This is a genomic window from Halobacillus sp. GSS1, assembly GCF_017307035.1.
Lineage (GTDB): Bacteria > Bacillota > Bacilli > Bacillales > Halobacillaceae > Halobacillus > Halobacillus litoralis.
The window spans coordinates 591,257-609,235 of record NZ_JAFLHE010000001.1; the positions used below are offsets into that span (position 1 = coordinate 591,257).

At 40.5% G+C, this 17,979-nt stretch carries 16 protein-coding genes; 2 read left to right on the forward strand and 14 right to left on the reverse strand.

All coding sequences use genetic code 11. The features are described from left to right. The first annotated feature begins 1 nt into the window (after position 1). Complete coding sequence (locus J0K78_RS03080) at positions 2-1,129, forward strand: toxic anion resistance protein (protein WP_242517680.1); 1,128 nt, start codon at positions 2-4, stop codon at positions 1,127-1,129. Between the two features lie 431 nt (positions 1,130-1,560). On the opposite strand, the gene J0K78_RS03085 is transcribed toward J0K78_RS03080, so the two are convergent. After that, positions 1,561-2,322, reverse strand: a complete 762-nt coding sequence (locus tag J0K78_RS03085) for a hypothetical protein (RefSeq protein ID WP_206945332.1) — start codon at positions 2,320-2,322, stop codon at positions 1,561-1,563. A 683-nt stretch (positions 2,323-3,005) separates the two neighbouring features. Here J0K78_RS03085 and J0K78_RS03090 point away from each other — a divergent pair. Further along, positions 3,006-3,482 (forward strand): DinB family protein, encoded by a 477-nt coding sequence (locus tag J0K78_RS03090; protein WP_206945333.1) that lies wholly within the window; start codon positions 3,006-3,008, stop codon positions 3,480-3,482. A gap of 501 nt (positions 3,483-3,983) precedes the next feature. Here J0K78_RS03090 and J0K78_RS03095 read toward each other — a convergent pair. The 13 genes from J0K78_RS03095 to J0K78_RS03155 all read right to left on the reverse strand — a co-directional run bounded on the left by J0K78_RS03095 (position 3,984) and on the right by J0K78_RS03155 (position 17,951). Further along, complete coding sequence (locus tag J0K78_RS03095; protein WP_206945334.1) at positions 3,984-4,442, reverse strand: hemerythrin domain-containing protein; 459 nt, start codon at positions 4,440-4,442, stop codon at positions 3,984-3,986. A 289-nt stretch (positions 4,443-4,731) separates the two neighbouring features. Further along, on the reverse strand, positions 4,732-5,430 hold the full coding sequence (locus J0K78_RS03100) for a hypothetical protein (protein WP_206945335.1): 699 nt from the start codon (positions 5,428-5,430) through the stop codon (positions 4,732-4,734). Between the two features lie 797 nt (positions 5,431-6,227). Beyond that, complete coding sequence (locus tag J0K78_RS03105) at positions 6,228-7,454, reverse strand: DUF819 family protein (protein ID WP_206945336.1); 1,227 nt, start codon at positions 7,452-7,454, stop codon at positions 6,228-6,230. A gap of 174 nt (positions 7,455-7,628) precedes the next feature. After that, complete coding sequence (locus tag J0K78_RS03110) at positions 7,629-7,907, reverse strand: hypothetical protein (protein WP_146818023.1); 279 nt, start codon at positions 7,905-7,907, stop codon at positions 7,629-7,631. A gap of 477 nt (positions 7,908-8,384) precedes the next feature. After that, positions 8,385-9,143 carry an HpcH/HpaI aldolase family protein gene (locus J0K78_RS03115; protein ID WP_206945337.1) on the reverse strand — a complete coding sequence of 253 codons (759 nt, stop codon included), beginning with the start codon at positions 9,141-9,143 and terminating at the stop codon, positions 8,385-8,387. Then, on the reverse strand, positions 9,140-9,868 hold the full coding sequence (locus tag J0K78_RS03120; protein WP_206945338.1) for an alpha/beta fold hydrolase: 729 nt from the start codon (positions 9,866-9,868) through the stop codon (positions 9,140-9,142). Before J0K78_RS03120 ends, J0K78_RS03115 begins: the two co-directional genes overlap by 4 nt. Next, a complete protein-coding gene (locus J0K78_RS03125; protein ID WP_160914673.1) occupies positions 9,868-10,491 on the reverse strand; it encodes a cupin domain-containing protein in 624 nt (207 codons plus the stop codon). Before J0K78_RS03125 ends, J0K78_RS03120 begins: the two co-directional genes overlap by 1 nt. Positions 10,492-10,579: 88 nt before the next feature. Beyond that, on the reverse strand, positions 10,580-12,013 hold the full coding sequence (locus tag J0K78_RS03130) for an aldehyde dehydrogenase family protein (protein WP_305037798.1): 1,434 nt from the start codon (positions 12,011-12,013) through the stop codon (positions 10,580-10,582). Positions 12,014-12,026: 13 nt separating this feature from the next. After that, on the reverse strand, positions 12,027-13,226 hold the full coding sequence (locus J0K78_RS03135; protein ID WP_206945339.1) for an iron-containing alcohol dehydrogenase: 1,200 nt from the start codon (positions 13,224-13,226) through the stop codon (positions 12,027-12,029). 49 nt (positions 13,227-13,275) lie between these two features. Beyond that, positions 13,276-14,436 carry an ester cyclase gene (locus tag J0K78_RS03140; protein ID WP_206945340.1) on the reverse strand — a complete coding sequence of 387 codons (1,161 nt, stop codon included), beginning with the start codon at positions 14,434-14,436 and terminating at the stop codon, positions 13,276-13,278. A 50-nt stretch (positions 14,437-14,486) separates the two neighbouring features. Continuing rightward, complete coding sequence (locus J0K78_RS03145) at positions 14,487-15,251, reverse strand: SDR family NAD(P)-dependent oxidoreductase (protein WP_206945341.1); 765 nt, start codon at positions 15,249-15,251, stop codon at positions 14,487-14,489. 23 nt (positions 15,252-15,274) lie between these two features. Further along, positions 15,275-16,294, reverse strand: coding sequence for a LacI family DNA-binding transcriptional regulator (locus J0K78_RS03150; protein WP_206945342.1), 1,020 nt, complete (start codon positions 16,292-16,294; stop codon positions 15,275-15,277). Between the two features lie 67 nt (positions 16,295-16,361). Continuing rightward, the gene (locus J0K78_RS03155; protein WP_206945343.1) at positions 16,362-17,951 is read right to left on the reverse strand and encodes a sodium:solute symporter family transporter; all 1,590 of its coding nucleotides are present in this window, start codon (positions 17,949-17,951) and stop codon (positions 16,362-16,364) included. Positions 17,952-17,979 lie beyond the last annotated feature (28 nt).

A 17,979-nucleotide genomic window follows, 5' to 3' on the forward strand; every position in this document is an offset into this window, starting at 1 on the left:
CATGAGTAAACATTCTCCCTATAAAGATAAAGAAGCAGAAATGAACCAACAGGACCTGAGAGAAGCGATGACGCTTATTGAAAAGGAAGATATCGACCGTCTGAACGAAGAAGCCGAAGCCTACGCCGGAAGGTTCGACTCATCCAGGGACGATTCCCTATCTGATGTGATGAGAGAGCTCGGAGACCTCGGAGAAAAAGAACAGCGCGTCGCCGGCGAGACAATGGAAACATTGAAGCGCCCGGTCAACGACCTCATGACCAAAGGCAACAACGACATCCCCGATTCGCTGAGAGAACTCGAAACGATCGTATCGGACCTTGATCCAAAGCGCACCGAAGGCAACGGCGTACAGAAGTTCTTCTACAAACTAAGCAAAAAGCAGCCCATCGACCGCTACATGAAGAAATATGAAACGGTCGACTCGAAGATTGATATGGTGGTCCGCAGTCTCCTAGCCGGGAAAGACCGCCTGGAAGAAGACAGTGTTGAATTGCAACTGATCAAAGAAAATGCCCAGAAGCGTATTTATGATCTGGACAAGCAGATCTATCTCGGGAAGAAGCTGTTTGAACTACTGAAAGAAAAAGAATCGACAGGCGAATACGACCTGGCGCTAATTACCGAAGGAAAAGAGAAAATCATTACGCGTACGAGAAACATGACGCAGATGAAGAGTGTCTTGCATCAGAGTATTTCTTCTGTCGATATCATCAAGAAAAACAATGAAAAGCTGAAGGAATCAATTCGTAATGCGGTGACACTGACGAAAAATATCATTACCGTTTCCGCTTCTATCCAGCTCGCTTTGAACAATCAGCGGAAAGTGATCGATACGGTGAACGGCGTCAATAAAGCGACTGAGGAGATGCTGCTTTCCAACTCCAGGAATTTGAAGGAGAATGCGCAAGAGACGACAGAGATGATGGAGAATCCGGCGATTAGTATGGAAGCTCTTCAGGAGTCTTTTGATAATGTTTTTGACGCATTGAAAACGACGGAGCAGTCATCGGAGCGTATTATTGCTTCGAGTGAGCAGTTTATTGAGGAGATGGATGCTTTGAATGAGAATGTGCGGAAGAAGTTGTCCCAGACTAGTAGCCATAGAGAAAGAGCGCTTCGTGACTGAAGCGCTCTTTTTCACGTGGCATATTGGTTAACACTTGTATTTGTTTGCCTACTTGTGACACACGATTTGAGTCGTGCTTGAAAACTAATATTGTTGAAAGGTTTATGTAATCAAGGGTTTGGCTCCCTCATGTAGAACCAACTCATACGATTGATTAATATTGTAATCATACTTTGAAGAAATGAACGTTGTCAACGAACAATTAGGAAGCTTTGAGCAGGTCATGGTAAGAAAAAGCTTGTATTTTTTTAGTTGATTTTCACAAGTACAATATATAGGATCAAATCTTAGTGAAGAAAAAAAAAAGACTCCAAATCTGGAGTCCTTCATTTCTTTAATTCATTTGGAATTACTTGTCTAACTTTTTGAACAATGGAGGTGGTCAATTCTTGTTCAACACTTTACATTCAAATACTAACTTAGGTTAAACATTAGTGGAAATTCACATTAATATGAGGATGTGCGTTTAAGTCTTTTGCTGCTTCATGAATATCACTTAAAGTAAATGGGATTATATTGAAATTTTTATTCCTAAATTCTGATCGGGAAGGTGTGTGAATAAAACCAAATGTTCCCTCACATTCTTGAACGTACTTTACAGCCATTTTGTGCGCTTCCTTTATCTGTTCTTTGTAATAATACATCTTCTGAATACTTAGCGCATTGATTATGGGGATAAATTCTTTTATATATGGTACCAAATCAATTTCTTCCTCTAATTCTTCTACTTCATTTTTTATGGCTCCCCACTTTTCAAATTCCAATAAATCCTCTTTCCTTACCTTCAAAAATGTCCTTTCATAACTTTGCTCTACGGTTGTGAAAGGAAATGAATAGTGAGTAATGAAGTTTCTTAGTTTATAGAAAAAACGGTAGGAAAAATTCGAATCGTAAAATCTGCTAATTAGATCTTCATAATCCTTTTTGTGGTTCTTAGTTAAATAACCCTGTGAACTGTGATCTAAAAAGGCTCTGAAGCTATTAAGGAAATTCAACAATAAACGATTCCCTTCAAAAATAATTTCAAGTTCATCCATATCATTAAAAACTTCGTCATTGTCTTGTAATCTTCGCAAGTAGGAATATAGTTCATTACCATTATCAATAACCATTTCTCTCATTTTTTTATTTGCTTGATGGAATCCAATTACTTTTTTACTTGAAAATAAATCATCAAATTCTTTCTGGTGCATTTCTCTTTTAACTTCATAAGTGTGGGTTCTCTTACCTTCACTATTTGGTTCATGAGTTACTTTTGTTAATAAATAAATTTATATCCTCTCCTTTATTATTAAACCACTTGCCTACGTTTATTGTTTTCTGCATAGTAACCAGAACTCTCAATTCGAGTTTTATTTGTTCGTGTAGTCTTAACCTTAATTTTGTTAATTCTTCGTTTTGCTTAGTAATTGTGTTGTTATCATCTAGTTTATTGCCTAAGAACCCAAACAAAATTAAAAATTTCAGACTGTATTTCAACTATGTCCCCGCAAATTTCGTGTAGCTTTGATGATTGATAAATAAGTGATTCGTAATATTTCCGATACCCATAATATCTCAATTCTTCAGCTTTTTCCCTATCATTTTCTACTATTACTTTTTGAATTTCAATATCCATTTGGTGTTTTGTTTATCAGTAGAAAATAGTGATTTTATTTTGTTATGATAGTGCCTGACCCCACCGCTTTACCACTATAAAAGGTTGTGGGTCAGGCACCGACAGATTTTCCCCTTCACCATGTTCTTTATAGATCTAAAATGATCAGCTCCAAAAGCTTGGACTCCGTTCCGGGCTTCTTTTACATTCGCGTCCATCTCATGTGATAAAATCGGAATAGAAATCGTGATTTCATACGCACCTAAGGGAGGAGCAATCATGGATCAGTCATTCATTCAAACGAGAGAAAAATTGATCAGTTTGCTAAGACATTTAAATGATTACGAGTTAAATACTGCTACGGAACTTGGAGGTTGGACGGTTGCACAGGTGGTCGAGCATCTGGCAGTGGCTGAGATGAATTTTCTCGGACTGGTGGAGAACGCCATGAAGCAAAAACACATAGGTCATGCTGAGGAAAAAGATTTCTCCATCTTGCGGGATCGTTCCGTGAAAATGAAGGCACAACAGGAGCCCTCCACCGTCCACAGAAATGCAGAAGACTGCATCCAAATGCTGCAAAACTCAAGAAACGCAACCGAAGCTTTTTTAAATGAGAACAAATGCATCGAACGATATGTCGTGTCCCATCCGCGATTTGGAGATATTCCTGCCAACAGCATTTTCACTCTCATAGCCGAGCATGAACGACGCCACATTCAGCAGATTGAAGAAATTATGGAGGCTATTAAGTAAATCATTCTTCACTTACCTGAATCCTGAGTGAGAAAAAGGGGGGACGCATTCTCTGTTTGCTTATAATCATACACTTCACAATTGGCAAGTTATTTGAGCATACAGTGATACGTCCCCATGTTTTCTCGCCTTTTAAATAATGGAATATACTTTACTCTGCTCAGCAGTCAGACCTGCCTAGAAACTAGAATTAATCATGCACCCCACTTTAGACAGGACGCGTCTTGTTATAAATCTCCCTCTTAATAACGGTTCCTGATCCCCACCACGTTAACACTTTAGCGCAGTGAGGTTCAGGCACCTTTTTTGTAGCCTCTACTAAATAGAGTAAGTTAATATGAAGCAAATACGAAGCAAAGCAATATTTTACTTACTCCGAAGATGGAATCGATACATTTTAGTAATTTTTATATAAACATGACAAGTCTAAAATTTTAAGATTATTTGTTTCGTATTGAATTCTGCTGGCAGCGGAGCAGGTCCTTCCCTTGCAAATACGTCTTAATTCCCACTAAACGAATCTCTATGAAAACCACCTTTTGCTACATAAAGATATTTATCAGGTACTGCTTCTTCGATCAATGGGAACAATTCTCTTTCTTCCAGTCGTACATGCTCATCCAGTAATTTGCCTAATTCATTAACTTTATCATAGGATGTATTTGGGTTTTCTCGCAGATGACGAATCAGACTTCTGATCTGCGCATGTTGATAGAGTATCTGTTTGACCAAACCTTCATTAGGTTGTTCGGCATATTCGAGATAAACCGGCAGTAGAATTTCTTCCTCATCTCTAAAGTGGGCCTGGCCATCTTCTTTCCAAAACACAATCATGTCCCTTATGAGTTGCTTATAGTTCTTTTCGCTTTTTTCTGTCCCTGCTTTTTTCATTTCACGGGCCATTACTAATGCGTGATGGTGGTGATGGGAAAGAGGGATTAAAGCTTCGTGTCTTTTCATGTCCATCCTCCATTCGATAAGCAGCCTCAGTGATGGTTCCTGACCCCCACTTTGCTAAAGTGTTAAAGCGCTGGGAGGTTTTATAGAAAGTCCCCGAACCGTGCCCGCTTCAAGTGTTTTTATTTAAGTGTCTAACTTAACTTTTTATTTGTTATAAAAAATCCTACTCCTGACAATATTGCTGTGAGAGACGCAATGAGTCCAGCAATAGCAATATCACCATACATCATCAAGCTCAGTAACAACCCAACGATTCCTAAAACAATTAGAGTAATGGATATAGATTTCATTATTTCTCTAATTCCACTTCGATTTTAATTTTCTCTCCAAGATCTTCAAAATCCATGTCATGTGCTGCGTCATAATGAAGTGTTACAGAGGTAACATCTTCAGCTTTAGAATTCTCGAGAATATAAAAAGATGAGCCTTCTTTATTAACTTGCCCTAAATATTCGCCATCAATATGATCGCTCATCATCATATCAGGTTCTAACTGTTCCCCAGTATTTGTTGTCATCGTTGCCTGGGAAGCATAGAAGTTCACATCTTCTTCCGAAGAGTTACTTACTTTCATGTCTACTTGGATATACTCAATTTCTTCCATATCCATGTACTCGGCAACTTCACCTTTAAGGGTACCAGAGACTCCATTGACTTTTTCGATTGTTAGCGTAATAGGACCGCTCTCAAATTCCCCTATATCATCTGTCCGACTGACCAAAGTCTGTTCTCCTGCTTCTGATGTAACTGTATCACCAACTTCTGCTTCTTTGTTCTCGTTTTCTTCTGCTGTCATCGTTTCCCCTTCATCACTATCTTCATTATCGCTAGATGACACATCGGTAGTTTCCGTTTCATCAGTTGTCGTTTCTTCTGCTTTCTGTTCTTCCCCTACAGATCCACTAGTTTCTGTATTATCTTCTCCACCACAAGCTGCTAGAGCTACAATAAGTAAACCGATTGCTGAAGCTTTTAGTAATTCTTTCATGAAACTTCCCCCTAATTATTCATAATACAACTTAACTAGAACAAAATTAATGATTATCCTGTTTGATAATATCCACATCTTCCTTCTTCAAATTGATCCAATATAACAGAAACAAGTATGAGTTTACGACCTTGTAATTGGAGTGAACATTCGATGAAGACGGTAATTTACATTCTTGTAGTGATACACGAAGTCTTTCTGATACATGGTTTGTGCTTCTTAATTATATGGACTCCATACCTGGACACCCTCCTTTTACCTAATAAAAGGAGAGGTCATATATGGGCCAACTTTACAATATGCATCAACTGTAAGGTCCGCCCATACACCAAGAAGAAATGCGTAAATCCTTTTCAAACCAATACCTCCTTCCCTATTACAAGTTTACTAAAAAAGGATATAAATGGAAACAGAAAAAGTGCCTCCCCCACCGCCTCGTAAACAACTTAGCGTAGTAGAGATTAGGCACTTTTATTAAATAAAGCATATTCCTTACCTATAATTTTTTTATCTAACCCTGCTTCCGCCTTGCGATTATAATCCCCACTTAAGTTGCATCTTCTGTCCTGAATAAAAATTGCCTGAACCCAACACGTTACAATCTCAACGAAATGAGGTTTAGGACCTTCTTCAAAGATTTAATACACGTCCATAGAACACGACTCCTCTTGTAAGCTACCCTACATTTTTTAAACTGTTAAACGATACCGCGCTGCTTCAAAAACAAAAGCCCATATCTCCACCCTCTGAGATATGAGCTAACTTAGAACACCTTAAAATTTCCTGACTTCACCTAATTACATTAAACTTTGAAGCCAAAACCCAAGTCCCGTACCAATATAGTTTCCAATGATATAACCTAGCGTACCAACAAGCAGAATAGGAACGATCAGTTTATGCCAGCCTTTCGCAATCGCCATGGCTGCTGCTGTAGTTGGACCTCCCATATTTGCGTTACTCGCAAGAAGGGTCTCTTCTAAACTAAATTTAAACAGTTTACCCAATACCAGAGAGACTAGCACGTTCATCAGAACAATGATTAAAACAAATACCAATAATAAAGGTGATGTTGTGACTACGATTGCGATGGAAGCTGGTACCCCGATCACTACAAAGAATAAATAAATCAAGAACGTTCCAAGTTCCTGCGTTCCTTTGATGCTTTCGAATTGTTTGGGTAACAATGAAACGACCAGCACTGTAAGTGTCGTAAGCATCAGATAACGATCACCGATGATACCGCCTAACACCTGATAAATGATGTTTACATCCTCGCCACCAGGTAGGACTCCGGCAAAAAAGTCTGCTAGATTAAAAGATACTGTCACAAGCGCGAATGCACTTGCCACACTGATCGCAATATCTTTAAGTGATATTTCTTTTCCTTTCCAGAAAGAAGCGGCCTGCGTTTCATTCTCATCTCCAGCAACGCCCGCTTCTACCTCATCAATATGAGGGGTTTTGAATCGATCACGAAAAAATGAAAATGTGGGGATGGCCATCAAAACAAAGAAGAAGGTGGCCATCATCATATTGTCTGCAACCACGGTAGCCGAAACGAGTTCACTTGGCGTCTGGAATTTTGCGGACATGGCTGCAAAGTTTACCCCGCCCCCCGTATAGGATCCTGCCATCATGGCTCCTATTTTATCCAGATGGGGAATAATATCTTTTAAGAGCAGAAATGAGATAATGGTACCGGCGACCGTACCTATGGAGCTTAATAAGAAAATAGTCAACATACGTCCGCTTTCCTGCCAAATCTTCTTTATATTCGCCTGAAACAGCAGTAACGGAATCGCCAACGGTACGACATAATTCCATACAGCATCATACACACTTGACTCAAGCGGGATTACATTTAAATTGGCTAATACCATGGAACCGATTAAAGCAATGATTGCTCCGGAAATTTTCGATGCCCACTTGTACTTTTGCTCAAAATAAATACTGATAGCAGCCCACCCTGTCAGAAAAGACCAGAGCGCCCACGTATTGTCTGACGATATTAAAGTGTTATCCAATTTGTTCACCTCTTTGTTAATTTTTAGGTCTGGCGTTGTCATAGCCCCAAAGAAAGTGCCTGCCCCCACTACACTTCACTAAAGTGTTAATGGCTTGGGGGCAGGCACTTTCAAGCTAACTTATAGCTATTTAATTAAAATATAAAATAGGCCCCCAACAGTGACCTGTAACTGCTAATCTATTATCTTTTTCTCTTTTGCTTCTTTAATAAGCTTATTAAATTCCGAGTAAGTTACATCAAGGGGTCTGGGAATTAAACGTAAATTCCCATTCTTGTCTAACTTATAATAAGCGAATCTGATCTCTTCACGATTCAACTCCTTTACAGTAATTAATTCGATAGCTGCAAACCTGTCCTCTTCAATTTTTACACTGGCACGTTTCCAAATGGTACAATAGTCTGTCTCGTGCTCTGGCTCCTTACTAGTCATTTTTTCTTTTTTAGTTCTCATTCCTTCTCTCCTCTTTTTTATGGATATGAACCATTTCGACAAAAGGAAGGAATTACCTGCAAATAATGAGTCGCAATCCGTTCTAAATTGAATATTCGTAGAGATGGACCATTTTATTCTCTTCATAATTCGAGAGGTCTTGGTAACGTAAGAAGAGCTCCTCGTAATTGATCACCTTTTCGTTCCCCGTAACCACATCAACTAGGCATTCCCGAACTGCCAGCTTGAGGATCTTCGACGTATTACATGTGCTGAAGGATAATACCAACGCAAGGGGGCGGTCCCATTCAGAATGGAGTAAGATCCTTGGGGATGATGTTTAGCAAACGGCCACACTGGATTTTCTAATCCATCGTTCCACGACTTTTAATAAGGAGACTTTTAACTTCTGAGGGAAAAGAAAAAGGCTGGCATAGAGCCAGCCAAAATCCGCTGATAATAGGGAATTTAATTCCAATGTTTACAGTGAAAATGTATCTATTTGTTAGTTGATTGCAAAACATCTCCTAAAGCATTTGTAATTACATTTATGGCGACAATCCCTACATAAGAAGCCCCTTTATCATAGGCTTTGTTAGCCCCAATCGCATCATTAGCAACCGTCCCTATCTTTATATTTCGCTCTTTGGATTCCATGTAAATCCTGTCTACAACTTTCCTAACTTCCGGGTGATTTGGTCCTTCCTCTTTATAACCCATATTCACTGATAAATCTGTGGTTCCAATAAAAGGGAAATCGATCCCTTCGACATTGATAATTTCGTGAAAATTTTCTGCCGCTTCTAAAGTTTCGATGTGAGGAATGACTAAAATTTCTTCATTGGATTCATCTAAAAACTTTTTTCCTTTTTCTTTTCCATAGTGAGCGGCGCGATGTGAATATGCTGCTCCCCTCCGGCCTCTAGGAGGGTATTTTGCTTTTTGTACTGCTTCTTCTGCCTCTTCTTTCGTATTGATCATCGGAACTTGAATACCTAATGCACCGCGGTCTAATGCCTTCTGTATACTCGATTGATCATAGGAAACACGAACAATTGGCACAAGGTCAACGGAATCAGCGGTACGAATCATATCTTCTAACTCAGTTGTGCTAAAGGCACCGTGTTCATCATCAATAACAACAAAATCATAGCCTGCATACCCGATCATCTCTACTAGAGGGGGAGAATAGATCCCTAAAAAGCTACCCAATACACTTTTACCATTCTCCAATTTTTCTTTCAGCGGATTCTTCAAAAGTCACTCCTCCCTTCGGGTGTTTCTAATAACCAGGCACGTAGATTTTCGCTAACTGCCTCCGGCCGCTCTAAACTGCTCAAATGGCCGCATTGATCAATGACTTTCAAGGTAGAGTTTGGTATTAATTCTTCCATTTCTTCATGAAAAGCCGTGGGGCACACGTTATCTTGCCTCCCTGTCAATAAAAGAGTGTCGCACTGTAACTGCTCCAAGTTCTGTCTCGCATCTGACCTTGTAGCAACGGCTTTAAGCTGGCGGATATAGGCCTCAGGCCCAATCTTTTCTGCCATGCTTACTATGGTGGAGACTAACCTCTCATCCTGTTGTCGATTGGGATGAATCAAATTAGGCAATAATTTCTCTTTCAAGACTTCCATAAACCTTCCTTGTTCCACCAAGTGCTCGAGGTGATCCCATGTTTCCAATTGCTCAGGTCGGGGAGCATAGGGATTCGAATTGAGAAGAGCAACTTTGCTGACGCGCTCTGGTGCTTGACGGACGACTTCCATCGCTACGATGCCCCCTAATGATAATCCAGCAAGCGCAAAAGTATCTGGAGCTCCTTCCAGTACAGAGTGAGCCAGCTCCTTTATAGACGTAGCTCCCGTAAGGTCAATGACAGTCATATCTGCAATGTCGTCAAGGCTTGCTAGTTGATGCTTCCATAAACGTTCATCACATAAGGTGCCTGGAAGAAGGAGTAATGGGGTTTTATGAACCATTACCTTTCTCCAGACCGAAGTTTTTCAGCTATTTGTTTCTCTAATTCTTCAAAATTATCAGGTTTAATCATTTTTCCTTTTTCATCGGCATGGAATCCATATTCCGAGGCTTGCTTAATGATTTCGGGCGCCCAGTATGGATCTTTCCCGTCATACACTTTGTGTTGTTCTAAGACAGCAAAGCACCAAGCATCTTCCTCGCTGATATTTTCAAATCCTCTCCATAACCCTGGAGGTAAAGAAATCATATCCCATTCATCAATAATCGTTTCCCCTTCTATTTCTTCTGGACCATCCCCCCAATAAAAACGCCACTTTCCAGTCAATGGAACAAAGGCCTCAATATAATCGTGGCTATGGAAGGCTGGGCCATTTCCAGGCGGCGCCTTCACCATTCCAATTTGAAAACCATGGGGTTCTGTAATTTCCGGAGAATATTTGTCGTTTTCACTGGCTGTATCACCGATCAAGGCATAATTCAATCGTTGGTGTCCGGGGATAATGCTGTCTATAAACATTAAAGGAATTGATTTTGATTTTAACTCATCAAAGCGAACAATCCAGTTTTTCTCCATTTCCTCATTAGTTACGGATTTTTTTACTTTCGGCTGTTGATTTTCCATACAATCCTTCCTTTCCAATTCTATGATTCATTGTTTTTATTTTTACTGAGACTACTCCCCTCCCTAACTGCAGAGAGGAACTACTTTTTTATAATTTAAATGTGATGAGTTTCATTTCTGTCATCTCTTCGATAGAATACTTGATCCCTTCACGTCCTGTTCCGCTGTTTTTCACTCCTCCATACGGCATTTGGTCTACCCTGAATGTCGGAACATCATTGACCATTACGCCACCAACCTCAAACTTTTCAGCTACCTCAAACGCTTTATTAACAGATTCTGTGTAGATGCCCGCTTGAAGACCATATTCTGAATCGTTCACTAGAGATATCGCTTCATCCAACTCTTTATATTTTGTAATCGTTACAATAGGAGCAAAAGCTTCTTTACAATTGACTAGGGAATTCTGATCCGTCTCTGTAAAGACGGTCGGCATGAACATATTCCCCGATCGTTTCCCCCCTTCAACAATGGAAGCTCCCGATTGAACAGCTTCTTCCAGCCATTCTTCTATCCGTACCGTTTCATTTGGATGTATAAGAGAAGAAAGGTCGGTTTCCTCTGAAAGGGGATCGCCCAATACCAGTTGTTTTGTTTCGTTAACAAAACTTTCGATGAAATCTTCATAAAGCGCTTCTTGTACGTAAATACGTTGAACAGAAATACATACTTGACCAGAATAGGCAAAAGCACCTTCTACACAACGCTTAGCAGCTGCCACAAGATTTTCTGTACTATCAATGATTACAGCTGAATTGGACCCGAGCTCCAACGTCACTTTTTTCAGCTTTGCTTTCTCTCTAATACTAAGACCTACTTCATAACTGCCAGTGAAAGTAATGTATTTCACTTTGTCATGCTTCACTAGCAAATCCCCAATCTCACTGCCTTTTCCAGTAACAACATTCAATGCACCATCCGGCAAACCAGCTTGTTGAAAAAGGTCCGCTGTGAACAAAGCACTTAGAGGGGTTTGTTTTGCTGGTTTCAAAACTACGGGATTGCCCGCGGCAATAGCTGGTCCAAGTTTATGAGCAACAAGGTTGAAAGGAAAATTGAAAGGTGTGATGGCTGCAACCACACCCACAGGTTCACGAACGGTATAACCAAACCGTCCACGTCCACTTTTGGCTGCATCCATAGGAATGGTTTCCCCATGAATACGCTTGGCTTCTTCTGCAGCAAATTTGTAAGTTTCAATGGTTCGGCCCACTTCGCCCCTTGCAGCTTTCAACGGCTTGGCACATTCCTTAGCCAGTATAAAAGCGGCTTCCTCTGCATGCTTTTCAAAAAGAGAAGACACTTTCTCGAGAATGTTCGCCCTTTCTAACGCGGTCAACTTCTTGATTTGACTCGCAGCATCATCTGCTGCCATAATCGCTTGTTTCACCTCGTTTTCAGAGGCCAATGGGATATATCCTAGCAATTCTTCACTGTATGGAGATGTCAATTCATAATATTCATTTGCTTCCTGCCAACTGCCATTGAGAAACAATGACTTTTTTATGGTAGTATTCTGCAAATCATCTACTCCTTTATTGGCCACGATAGGCATTTTCATAGATTTTTAATATTTGATTTTCTGATAGTTCATAAGGCGTGTTTGAAAGAAGGCGATCTACTTTTGATGCTTGCTTTGCAAGTAACGGAAGATCTTCTTCTTGAATCCCAAGCTCTGATAAGGAGGTAGGGAGGTTTAATGTTTCTAACAACTCATAAAGGTAATGGACAACCGCACCTTTTGCTTGATGGGGATGGTTTGTGAAATCACCCAGATGCAAAAATGAAGACACTTCCACCATTTCTTCCATACAGGACTTCCCGATCACATCGAATACAAACGGCATGAGTAGCGCATTCGCCACCCCGTGTTCTACATGGTACTTCCCACCTAATGGGTAGGCGAGAGCATGGACCGCACCGACTCCTGCATTAGCTAAGGAAACACCAGCAAGTAGACTAACCCAGCTCATCTCTTTTCGCGCTTCTAAATCTTTTCCGTTATGGACGGCTTTCGGAATATTGGCAGCGAATAATTTCATCGCTTTTTCTGCATACATTTTCGTCATTGGAGTCGCCCGCTCAGCGACATACGATTCTAGAGCATGCGTGAAAGCATCCACACCTGAAGCGGCTGTCACTTTTGGAGGGCAAGATAAAGTGAGGACAGGATCCACAATGGCTACGTCAGGCAACAAACTTTGACTCACTAACCCTCGTTTAACTTCCTGTTCTTCATCACCGAAGATAGCGTTCATCGTGACCTCTGAACCTGTGCCAGAAGTCGTCGGTAACAGAATGCATTTAACGTTTCGTGTCTCTATGGGTTTTTGCCCGCTGAAGCACAAGGACAGTTCCTCCTCATGCGCCAGTGCTGCCGTCGCTTTAGCTACGTCCAGAGCACTTCCCCCTCCGATACCGATAATCATGTCGCTCTCATGCCTTCTCACCCGATCAATCGAATGAGCAAGCAGATCAAAACTTGGCTCCCCTGATATATCAGTGAATGTAGTGATATCTTTGTCTAGAGGTGCGAGTAGATCCAAAACTTTTTGTACAACTCCTACTTTTTCCAACCCTTTATCGCTGATAAGGGTGATTTTACGGGCATCTAGTTTCGTCACTTCTTCTGCAAGAGTGAGGTTGGCATTCACTCCGAACCGTACATACCCCGGCATGAAAAAATCCTGAAAGTCTTTCGTTTTCACTTGTGGCTGGGTTGTTTGCATTGACATTTCATCCCCTCCTAGTATTTGAATCCGCATTCAAAAAAACAATACATGTTTACTCACTTTCTTCTGAATGGAAATGATCATCCTCTGAATCCATGTGCACCTGCCGCAGTACATCTAAGCCGTCAAAGGTAATCCATTCTTCCACCACCTTCTGGTTATATACTTTCAGATGACTAATGCCTGGGATTTCCACATGGTTTCCACTAGGCTCTCCAAAATATCCAATCCCCTCATGAAGTCCCATCAACCTCCATCTGACCGCCACATCCCATTTTTCATCAGAGAGTTCGTTACAAGTCACTCTTTCCACGATGAACTTGGCATTTGGAAATGATGCAAATAAACTCACAAGCATCCCTTGTATTTGTTGGGTACCAATCAAGTCCTTGTCACAAATATAGTGGACGGTCGAATGATCCATATAAAAATCTTTGACCTTGTTGAACAGCCTCCGCTCCCATATGTGGTTATAGAGTTCTAGAATAAAATCTCCGATTTCAAATTCATCATGTTTAGGTATATAGGCGGTCGGCATGTACTGGCCTTCCATTGTTTCATTTGCCCCAAACCTTGTTTGTAATGAAACCTTTTTGTTCTTCGTTTTTTTCGCCAATTGCTTTGCGACTTCAACAGGATCAAGATCTAGCTGCTGAACAATATAGAGGTTATCCCTGATCAACCATTCTTCAATGATGCGGTTGGAATGTACGAAGCAATCCACGATCGTCCGGAAGAATGCTTTTTTCCCTGTCGAAGGCCCAAAGGATGAATCTCCAAGATTCGTAGCTTTTGATGCAATACGATGGGAAGAGTAAAAACCTTCTTGGTCATTCCCCGACCAAACAACGTTTTCTCCCAGCAATCTTCTGTCAGGGAAAGCGTGCAAGGTTTGTAAAGTTCCGGATACGACTTCATTGATTCCATGGATATTAATGGTACCTGTATGCATAACGACATTATTGTGATACGTGTCATAAATCACGCCAATGCCTTTTTCCTCCCAGATGTTATGAGTGATTTTCAAGATATAATCTACAAAATCCGAATATTTCTCATCGAACCCTTTCATGCTCTGCTTTTTCTCTTTATTCTGAGAATACTCATTATAATCCGCGTACCCGACCGAATTCACTTCACTTGTGTCGCCATAATAAACGCGGTCATGACTTAAGTTTGTTTCATGATTCAACTCACTTTCTGTGCTTTCCATAAAGACGCTCCTTCCGATTTTTGAATCCGCATTCAAAATTGGATACACATTTAGATTGCTGTCCAGCCTCCATCTACTTTTATCGTTTCCCCTGTAATAAAATCGGCCATATTCGATGCCAAGTAGATCACAGCTCCCGTCACGTCCTGAGGTCGAGCAAGTTTTCCTAAAGGAATCCTGTTGATGACATCTTCTCGGAACGAAGGCTCCTCCAACATCTGTTTGGTCAATTCTGTTTCAATAAATGTAGGAGCCACTGCATTCACATTAATATTTTGAGAGGCCCATTCGACAGCCAAAGATTTTGTTAGTTGTACAGCACCGCCTTTACTTGCACAATATGGTGCTCGTTTGAAATAACCGACAAAAGCCATCTGTGAAACAATGTTGATGATCTTCCCTCTCTTCTGCTTAAGCATGTACCGCCCTGCCTGCTGAGAACAGAAAAAACTGCCTTTCAAATTCGTGTCAATCATGGAATCCCAGTCTTCTTCTGTCACTTCAAAAGCTGACTTTGGCAAGTTCACACCTGCATTATTTACGAGGATATCAATACCTCCCATGAGCCCAGCAGCTTCATCTACCATCTGAATAACATCTGTGACTTCTCTCATATCAGACTTGATATAATAATGCGGTGAGCTAAACTTCATCAGTTCATTCTTAGTCTCTAGTAAGGCATTCTCATCCCTTCCTGTAATGACAACAGAAGCACCGAGTTTAGCGAACTCGATAGCTATATCTCTTCCAATTCCTTTACTTCCACCGGTGACAATGACTTGCTTTCCTTTTATATCAGAGAAATGGTCAGTCATCATTTCACTCCTTTCCTCTTTATTTATGGTTTGTGTACGCCTGTCGTTTTTCTAGAAATAAGCTCAGGTTCTAACACAATCTGTATTGGAGCATCCACGTGTTCTTTCTCTTCAATTAAAGACACCAGTTTTTCTAGAGTTAACATCGCCATCTTCTCTTTAGGTTGAGTGATGGTTGTCAGTCCTATGAATTGGTTCTTGGCAAGATCTATATCATCGAATCCGATAACGGAAAGTTGATCAGGTACTGAAATACCTTCACTGGCAGCAGCATCTAAGACGGCCAGCGCCATTTGGTCAGAAGATGCAAAAAAACTAGTAGGCCTACTCTGTTGATTTAATAGATTCTTCGCAAACAGATAAACTTCATCATAAGAAAATTCACGATCATATATGAACTTCTCATTCATTTTCAAACCAAATTTATCAAGGGCATCTTTAAATCCTAAATTACGCAGATGTGTCGTTACATATTTAGAAGGACCTGCAATGTAACTGATTTCCCGGTGGTTAAAATGGTAGAGGTGTTCAACAGCAAGCTGAGCCCCTTTATAGTTATTGACAGCAATGTAGTTGGCATGATCATGCTCCATAATGCTGTTGTAAAGAATGATAGGAAACCCTTTATCGTAAAGTTCTTTGATTTTTTGATTATCCTTATCTGCTGAGGCAATAATGATGCCGTCTACACGTTTCCCCATCAGTGTCTGAATGTACTTATTCAAGTTTTCCTCACTATGATTGGTATTACAAAGGATAACGTTATAATCCATTTCCTGCGCTTTCCTTGTAATCACTTTTGCCGACTCTGAAAAAAATGGGTTCGTAATATCTCCAAGAATCAAACCAATGGTTCTCGTTTTCTTGCTTGCCAAACTTCTGGCAATTTCATCTCTAGTGAATCCTAATTCCTCAATGGCGGTCAGGACCTTTTGCCTTGTTGTTTCTTTCATAAAAGGATAGTTGTTCAATACTCTTGAAACCGTCGATTGTGATACTCCGGCTTTTTCAGCAACATCATAAGCACTAATACGATCTTTCATGTTTTAAAATCCCTTCTATTATATACATTTCATCTTTTTTAATATTAGAACATTCAGTCTTCTTTCATTATAACTGAATTAGGAGTAGAAAGACCGTTTGAGCGATAAAGAATCCTAATAAAATGTAAGTGTACTTGTCGATGGCACCAGGTAAAATAGACGTTCCTTCCTGATCTTCGATTCGACCCTCTGCCTTGAGCTTTGCTCTTTGACCAAGGATTGTGAATTCTTCGGAGCCCACTTTTTTTGTTTTGAAAAGAAAACTTGCTGTGTAACCAATGATTAGTGTAAAAGCACAGCCAATTGGGTAATTCCATAACCAGTTCACAATTCCCATCTTGCCTATATAGGCTGTTAGAATGATCCCCACTACAAAACCGATAGCTACCCCTTTATCATTTGCTTTCTTCGTCAACATTCCAAGCAGGAACATAGCAAGAATTGAACCAGAGAAGTAGGAAAGATAACTTCCGACTACTTGGAGAATCGAAGCTGTGGTGTCTCCGAAAGCCAATAATGTAAAAACAATCAACAATAATCCAAAAACCAATGTGAAAATCATAGAAACTTTAAGCGAAGCCTCTTCGCCTTTTGTAATGAATTTTTCATACACATCTTTTATGAACACCGTGGTGACAGAGTTTAGGACAGAGTCAATACTAGACATGGCTGCTGCAAAAACCCCAGCTATCATGAGTCCAAGAACACCAACAGGAATATTGGAAGCTATGAAGGTGATCATAACATTGTTGGAATTCTCGAATGAACGGCCATCCATCGTGATATACAACAACACACCAATTAACATAAACACAAAATACATAATGTTCATAACAAAACCACTGATACAAATGGACTTCTTCACTTCAGTGACGGATTTGGCAGCAAACATGCGCTGCGTTTGGGTTTGGTCTGTAGCATAATATTTCAACCACAAGAATGTACCACCAATAAGCGCCACCCAAAACCCGTTTTCGAGTTGGACATCCAAAGAGAAATCAAGCGCTGCAAGCTTTCCATCTTCCTTAGCTTCACCAAGGGCTTCAAAGAAACCCACCTCCAGGTTAGCGATGATAATCCCCATGGTCACAATGAGTCCTCCCCATAGGACAATCATTTGTATCGCATCGGTCCAAATGACTGCTTTTATCCCGCCAAGAAGCGTATATATGATCGATACGACGACGACGATAGGAACCACCACAGACAAGGACCACCCCGTAAATTGCTGAATGATTAAGGAAGGGATAAAAAGAAATGATCCGACCTGAATGATATTCGATACAACAAACCCAAAAACTGCCAGCATGCGGCTGATCCCGCCAAGCCTCATTTCAATATATTCATAGATAGACGTAACATCCAAGTTGTAGAAGAATGGCAGAAATACGGACAACGTAATGATCATGACAATAGGGATACTGTAATTCAACATAAACGCAATCATACCTGATGTATACGCCCACCCTGGGCCTCCAATAAACCCATTAGCACTCATCGTGGTAGCAGCAATCGATAAAGCGATCGGTAGAGTTGCTACGGATCTGCCACCAATGAAATAATCTTTCTGTGATTTATTTCCCTTCCCTAGCATGTAGCCCATAACTATTAATCCTGCCATATAAGCTACAATAATCGTTATATCAATTGGATGCATGTGATCACCATCACTCTCCTGTATTATT